The organism is Trichloromonas sp. (assembly GCF_041583255.1).
Lineage (GTDB): Bacteria > Desulfobacterota > Desulfuromonadia > Desulfuromonadales > Trichloromonadaceae > Trichloromonas.
On the sequence record NZ_JBFHGD010000185.1, the window covers coordinates 1 to 6,623 of the forward strand.

Genomic DNA, 6,623 nt, shown 5'->3' on the forward strand with positions numbered 1-6,623 from the left:
GCAACAAAAAACGCCCCGGTGAGGCCGGGGCGTTTTGGGCGTTTCTCAGGTTGGCTCAGAGATATTTTTTCGGATTGAGCGGCACATTGTTGCGGCGCACCTCATAGTGGACGTGTGAGCCGGTTGAACTGCCGGTACTCCCGACCGAAGCGATCTTGTCGCCCCGCTTGATCCGCTGACCGATCTTGACATGCAGCTTGGAGTTATGCCCGTAAAAGGTCTTGAACCCGTAGCCGTGATCGATCACCACCAGCTTGCCGTAACCGGGCGCGGTTTCAGCCCGACTGACGATACCGTCCGCCGTGGCATAGACCGGGGTGCCGGTGCGGGCGGCGATATCGAGCCCCTCATGCATCTTCGGCCGCCCGGTGAACGGCGACTTGCGCATGCCGAACCCCGAAGTCATCCAGCCCTTGGTCGGCCACCCCTTCGGCTTGGCGCCGAGCAGGGAGCGTTCGTCGTTGAGAATACCGTGGATTTCTTCCTGGCTGGCCCGACGCAGGTCGATGGCCTGCATGATTTCGTCGACCTGGCGCTGCAGAGCCGAGAACTCGGTCGCCGGATCTTCCTCGGGCGGACCGCCGACCCCGGTCAGCGTTTCGGTCTTGGGCTTGGACAGCTTGGCCATGACCCGCACCTTGGCGTCGTTCTGCGCCAGCACCATGAGTTCCTGCCGCAATCCGTCAAGACTCGCCGTCAATCGACGCAGCTCCTGCTGCTGAGTCCGGTTCTCCACCTTGAGCCGGGCGAGGTCGCCCCGGTCGAGGTTGATCCGGTAATAATCGAATCCAAGCAGACCGACACCAACCAGAAAGACAACCAGCAGCAGAGCGGCCACGCCGAGCCAGCGCCGCATGAACGCAAACCGGCGCACCTGGTGGGAGCCCTCGGGAATAACGAGTATCGTGTACTTTTTTGCTGACAAACAATCCTCCCGTCCGCCGCCTGCGCAACTCAAACAGAACAGGCGGTTACTAGAGCGTTTGTTGGATTAATTATAGAACAATGTCCAGGATGTCAAGCTTTTTGGCCTCCCGCGACCGGCCCGCTCCGATCAGAACTCGATGCTCATGGCAATTTCGTCGCATTCGGGAAACTTCGGGCATTTGATGCAATCACCCCAGATCTTGTGCGGCAGTTCGGACTTCTCGATCTCGTGAAAACCCATCTTCGCGAAGAAACCGGGCTTGTAGGTCAGGGCAAAGACCCGGAGAAGACCAAGACCGCGGGCCTCATTGAGGCAGGCTTCGACCAGCTGGCGCCCGATCCCCTTTTTCTCCTGGCTTCCATCCACCGCCAGCGAACGGACTTCGGCCAGGTCAGACCAGCAGATATGCAGGCAGACGGCGCCGACCACCTGCTCGTCAACCTCAAATACGTAAAAATCACGAATTCCTTCGTAAATGTCGGCGAGCGACCGGGACAGCATCAGGCCCTGCTGGGCATAGGTGATCAGCAGCTTGTGGATCGCCTTGGCATCAGCCATGCGCGCTTTGCGGATCATGGGCAATCCCCCTTGATAGGTTAGTGGAAGACAGGGAAAACGGGTTATCCCGGATTCGACACGCCGATCAGCTCGCGGGCGTGTGCAAGAGTACGCTCGGTGACCCTGGCGCCACCCAGCATGCGAGCCATTTCGCGGGTCCGCTCCTCGCCATCGAGCCGGACCAGGGCGGTGAAGGTACGTCCGTCGCGCTCCTGCTTTTCAATCCGGTAGTGGGCATCGGCAAAAGCGGCGACCTGGGGCAAATGAGTTATGCAAAGAACCTGCCGATCCCCGGCCACCCCCCGCAGCTTTTCGCCGACCGCGGTGGCGGCCTCGCCGCCGATGCCGGCATCGACCTCATCGAAAACCAGGGTCGGAATGCCTCCGGCCTCGGGCGCCGCACTTTTGAGCGCCAGCATGATCCGTGACAGCTCCCCCCCCGAGGCAATCCGGGCCAGCGGCTTCGGCTCCTCGCCGGGGTTGGGCGACAGGTAAAACTCGCCTTTTTCCAGACCGCGGGGACCAGCTTCGGCCAACGGCGTCAAACGCACCTCGAAACGGGCCCGCCCCATGGCGAGCCCGGCCAGTTCGGCCTCGACCCGCTGCTGCAGCAGGGCGGCTCCCTGCCGACGCTGGTCCGACAAGGACAGACCTGCCTGCAGCATCTTTTCGCGGGCACAGGTTAACGCCTTGGACAGACCGTCGCGGGTCGTATCGAGGTCGGCCAGCTCGGCCAGCTCCTGGTCGATGCGCTGGCGCAGGGCCAGCAACTCATCGATGGTCGGCGCATATTTTCGCTTGAGGCTGGCCAGCCGGGCCAGGCGCTCCTCGACCTCGTTCTGCCGTCCCGGCTCGAAGCTTACCTTCTGGGCGCGGTCGCGCAGCTGCAGTGCCACGTCCTCCAGAGAGTAGAGAGAACTGCGCAGGCATTCGGCCAGAGGACCGAGCGCCGGGTCGATATTTGTCAGGTTTTCAAGGCTGCCCGCCAACGCTTCGAGCCGTTCGCAGACCGCGCCGTCTTCACCATAGAGGATATCGTAGCCGCCGCCGGTCGCCGCCGCCAAACGCTCGGCGTGCAGCAGCAGCAGTCGCTCCGCCTCCAGCTCCTCATCCTCGCCGGCACGCAGGTTGGCCTCGGCCAGTTCGCGACTCTGAAAACCGAGATAATCCAGGCGGTGCTGCCGCTCCCGCTCTGCCTCATCAAGGTGCAGCAGCCGCTCTTCGAGCTGGCGGGCCTCTTTGTAGCACTGAAGGTATGCCGCCAGCAGGGGCCCGGCGCCGGCAATGCCATCGAGCAGTTCCAGGTGCAGGTCGGAGCGCTGCAGCCCCTGCTGGGCATGCTGGCCATAAATAACCATCAACCCGACGGTCACCGGCTGCAGCTGGGCCAGGGTCGCCAGCGAACCGTTGATGAAAACCTTATTCTTACCCGCACGGGAAACGGTACGCCGCACCAACAGTTCGTCGCCGTTATCGAATCCGGCTTCAGCAAGCTCCCGGATCAGCTCCGGAGCGGCGGAAAGATCGAACAGCGCCTCCACCGTCGCCTCTTCCTCGCCGGTACGGATCAGGTCGGGACGAGCCCGCTCCCCCAGCAGCAGGCCGACGGCGTCAATGATGATCGACTTGCCGGCACCGGTTTCCCCGGTCAGCACATTGAAGCCGGACCGGAAAGAAACCTGGAGGCGGTCGATGATGGCAAAATTGCGGATGATGAGATCGGTCAGCATGAATGGAAGCTCAGCGCGCGCCCCAGTGAAGCTTGGTTCGCAGGACCTCGAAAAAGTCTTTCGACGGGCTCTTGACCAGCAGGGTGCTGCTGCGGGATTTGCGGATTTCGACCACGTCGCCCCCCTGCAGCGGCATGCCGACCTGGCCGTCGGCGGTAAAGGCGACGTCTTCATCCTGAAATTTGACTTCGACCTGAATAATCGCCTCGTCGGAAACAATAATCGGCCGGTTGGTCAGCATGTGGGGACAGATCGGTGAAATGACCAGGCAGTGCAGCCCGGGATAGATAATCGGACCGCCGGCCGCAAGATTGTAGGCCGTGGAGCCCGTGGGCGTTGAAATGATCAGTCCGTCAGCCTTGAAGGTGGTCAGGTAGTCGTTATCGACGGTCACTTCCATGTCGATAATGCGGGCAATGGCGCCCTTGTTGATGACCACGTCATTGAGCACCCGGAAGCGGCCCACCTCCTGGCTGCCGCGACGCACCACCGCGTCGAGCATGAGCCGGTTGGTGACGGCGAACTCTCCGGAGATCACCTTGTCCAGCACCGGGTAAAGCTCGTCCTGGGTGATTTCGGTGAGAAAACCGAGGCTGCCGAGATTGACGCCGAGAATCGGGGTGCGCAAGTCGCCGACCTTGCGGGCCACCGAAATGAGGGTACCGTCGCCGCCAAGCACGACGATCAGGTTGACCATGGCAGGAATCGAGCCGCCGGGGTACCCCTGATAATCGCCCATATCGCTGGCCAGGTGCTGGTCGAGAAACACCTCGATCCCCCGCTCTTGCAGCCAGGAGGTCACCTCGCGGGCAACGGCAATGGCATCGGGATTGCTGCGCTTGGCAAAAAGACCAATCCGTTTCATAAAGATGTCCCCTTTCGGCGAAAAACGAAAGATAGCACAGACCTCGTGCAATGTCCATCGCCGGCAAGGGCCCCCGGCTGAACAAAAACCAGCCCATGAGGGAACAGGGCTCTCCCCTGACTTTCTCCGCCGGATAACGTTAATCAGTCACGCCGTAAAACCGGACCACGTCGATCCGCCTGACCCAGCCGGCGGGCAATACGCCCAAAGCCCCCGGCAGGGGGCACGAATCCCCCCTCGGACAGAGACAAACGGCACTTCCTCCCCACACCGTAAAACCAGCAAACACCACCCGCCTTACGGCCCAGATATTGCATTAACAAAATCTTTCAAAACCTGGGACCGCCGGGGTAAACACCGGAATCAGCCCGATCCCGGCATCCAGGCAACGCCACCACGAGACCGACAAATTCCAGCAGGACAACGCAGCTGTCGCAAGGACCGTTTACATGAGCACTGATGTCAGAGCCAACCTTGAATCGGGTGCAGAGAGCTGTCGCATGGCGCCGCTCTTCAAGGAGCTCAACATCTGCCGCAAACACCTGGCGGCCTACCCGCCCGGACACCCCCTGATCGCCACGGCGGCGGACAAAACCCTGGCCCAGCTCACCGGCTGCCTCGACTCCGGAGAACTCTCCCTGGGGATCGCGCGGGATGCCCTGCTGCTGGGGACGACGGTGCTTGATCGCAGCAACCCGGCCTTTAGCCAGGTTGCCCGCGCCCTGTTCGAAAAAGATATCGGGGCAGTGACCTTTTCCGCCGGACTTTCCGCCGCAGAACTCCTGGCCTTCGTTCGCCTGATGGTGATGTCACGCGAACAGGTGCATGAGCAGGGCGGCATCCAAAACATCCTGCGTGCGGCCGACGTTCAAAATGTCCGGGCACAGCTCATCGACTACGACTGTTTTCTGACCACTGAAATCAGCCAGGTCCAGCCGCCGAAACCGGGTGCCGCGGCAAAGGAGCCGGCCAATCTGTGGGAAAGTTTTGTTCACGGCCTGGTGCAGGGGACCCTTGACCCGCAGGGGCATTATGTCGCCACCAACGCTGACATCGACCCGCTGCAGGCAGCGGACATCGCCAATCAGCACTTTGATCATGGCGCCGAGGGCAAGGGAGCCGGCTATTCAAATGCCATCAACGCCTTTCTGACGCAGGTCGAACAGGACGAACTGGAAGAACGCTACGACCTCAAGGCGCTCGACAAAATGAGCGTTTTTGTCCAGAAACTCAACCCGGAGCTGCGGCGACAGTTTCTGTCAGGCATTTTCAAGTCCATGGGCAACCGGCGAGGGCTGGCAAAAGAAATCCTCGAGCGCTTTCCCGACGAGATCATCCTGAATATCCTCGAGGAGATCAACGCGCGAAAAACCTATGCTCCGCCGCTGATCCTCAGCCTGGTACAAAAACTGTCGTCCACGATCACAGCCGAAAAACTTCCGGCATCGCCGCACGACCTGCCCAGCTTCACTACCGACGACATCGACCAATCACTGAAAAGCATTTTTCAGGAAAACAGCGTCGAAGAAGCCCTCCCCTCCGAATACCGGGAGACACTGCGCAATCTGCTGTCGGTGGAAAACATGCCGGGCAGCCTCAAGCAGGAGCTGGCGGAAATCAGGGATGCCCTGCTGAAGCAGAACGTGGAACTGCAGACCGGCGCCGTCATTCTCGAAGTGATGAAACACTCGTGCCGCAACGAGAGCGCCCCCCGCCTGGAAAAAAATTTCCAGGGGCTCTTTTCGTACTTTCTCGAAACCGGGGATTTCTTGTCCCTGGCCGAACTGTATGAGCACCGCGAGGCCGGCGCCGGCGTTTCCCCCGCCCGCAGCAATGTCTTCGCCGCTTTTCACAGCGCCGACTTTCTCGCAGAAGTCATGGGGGGGCTGCATCTCTGGGGCAAGGCAAAACATCTCGACATCAAGCTGCTCATCCAGGCGGTCGGCGCCCCCTTCGTCGAACCGCTGCTCAACCAGCTCGCGGAAGAAGGCAGCATGTCGCTGCGCCGTTATTATCTCGACTGTCTCGTCGATCTCGGGAACACAGCCCGACCGGCGGTACTGGCCCGACTGCGGGACAAGCGCTGGTTCTTCGTCCGAAACCTGCTGATCATTCTGCGCAAACTGAATGATCCCGCGCTCCTCCCCGCGGTTCGCAAGCTGCTGCTCTACCCTCACCCCAAGGTGCGCCAGGAGGCACTGGAAGCCTGTTTCGTCATGAAAGACCCTGAAGCGGACCGCCTGCTGCTGCTCGCTCTCGAAGAAACCGACTTATCCATCCGCCTCCAGACGGTCAAGACAGCCGGACTGAGCCGAAATCCGCAGGTGGTGAAAAAGCTGGCGGACCTTATCGACAAGGGAGGCTTTGCCGCACCTGAACTCGAGCTCCGGCTCGCAGCGATAGGCGCACTGGCGGACATCGGCAGCAGCGCGGCGCTGCCGGCGCTCGAACAGTTGCTGAAAAGCAAGTCCCTGCTGAACACGGGGGCCCTCAACCGGCTGAAAGCAGAGGCGTTGCGTTCCCTGGAAAAATATCCGGCCGC

General features: G+C 61.1%; 5 protein-coding genes. 1 reads left to right on the plus strand and 4 read right to left on the minus strand.

Annotation, left to right across the window (positions count from 1 at the left end):
- Positions 1-55: 55 nt before the first annotated feature.
- The 4 genes from ABYV89_RS13200 to ABYV89_RS13215 form a co-directional block, all read right to left on the minus strand.
- The gene (locus tag ABYV89_RS13200; protein ID WP_432823413.1) at positions 56-925 is read right to left on the minus strand and encodes a M23 family metallopeptidase; all 870 of its coding nucleotides are present in this window, start codon (positions 923-925) and stop codon (positions 56-58) included.
- 129 nt (positions 926-1,054) lie between these two features.
- A complete protein-coding gene (locus ABYV89_RS13205; RefSeq protein WP_432823414.1) occupies positions 1,055-1,504 on the minus strand; it encodes an N-acetyltransferase in 450 nt (149 codons plus the stop codon).
- A 44-nt stretch (positions 1,505-1,548) separates the two neighbouring features.
- Positions 1,549-3,216: a DNA repair protein RecN gene (gene recN, locus ABYV89_RS13210; RefSeq protein WP_432823415.1), complete on the minus strand. Its 1,668-nt coding sequence runs from the start codon at positions 3,214-3,216 to the stop codon at positions 1,549-1,551.
- Between the two features lie 10 nt (positions 3,217-3,226).
- The gene (locus tag ABYV89_RS13215; protein WP_432823416.1) at positions 3,227-4,081 is read right to left on the minus strand and encodes an NAD(+)/NADH kinase; all 855 of its coding nucleotides are present in this window, start codon (positions 4,079-4,081) and stop codon (positions 3,227-3,229) included.
- A gap of 449 nt (positions 4,082-4,530) precedes the next feature.
- On the opposite strand from ABYV89_RS13215, the gene ABYV89_RS13220 reads away from it, so the two are divergent.
- The coding region (locus ABYV89_RS13220) for a HEAT repeat domain-containing protein (RefSeq protein WP_432823417.1) at positions 4,531-6,623 on the plus strand (2,093 nt) is incomplete at its 3' end.